This window comes from uncultured Sphingomonas sp. (assembly GCF_964250165.1).
In the GTDB taxonomy this organism is placed as follows: Bacteria; Pseudomonadota; Alphaproteobacteria; order Sphingomonadales; family Sphingomonadaceae; genus Sphingomonas.
Genome location: NZ_CAXUEK010000021.1, coordinates 1 through 394, shown reverse-complemented (window position 1 = coordinate 394; position 394 = coordinate 1). Strand labels below are relative to the sequence as shown.

Here is a 394-nt window from a genome sequence, read left to right as displayed (position 1 = left end):
CGTCGCCCGGCTGCCCCGCCGGCATCACCAGATGCGCGGTCAGCACCGTCTCGGTGGTGCTCATCGGCCAGATGTGCAGGTCGTGCGTCGTCGCCACGCCGGGCAGCGCGGACAGCGCCGCCTCGACGGCGTCGTAATCGATCCCGCGCGGCACCGCGTCGAGGCTCATCTCCACCGTCTCGCGCAGCAGCCCCCAGGTCTGCCAGAAGATCAAGGCCGCGATCACCAGGCTGACGGCAGGGTCGATCCACCCGGCGCCGGTGCGCCAGATCGCGATGCCCGCCACCACCACGCCCGCCGATACCAGCGCATCCGACATCATGTGCGTGAACGCCGCGCGGATGTTGATGTCGCCCTTGGCCCCGCGGGCGAACAGCCAGGCGGTGAGCGCATT

Annotated in this window: 1 pseudogene (cut by a window edge); it reads right to left on the bottom strand. The window is 70.8% G+C overall.

Annotated features, from left to right (window positions below):
- Positions 1 to 394: pseudogene (locus ACFE64_RS06490) on the bottom strand (cation diffusion facilitator family transporter); its annotated part reaches 90 nt to the left of the window's first position; the annotation flags it as partial.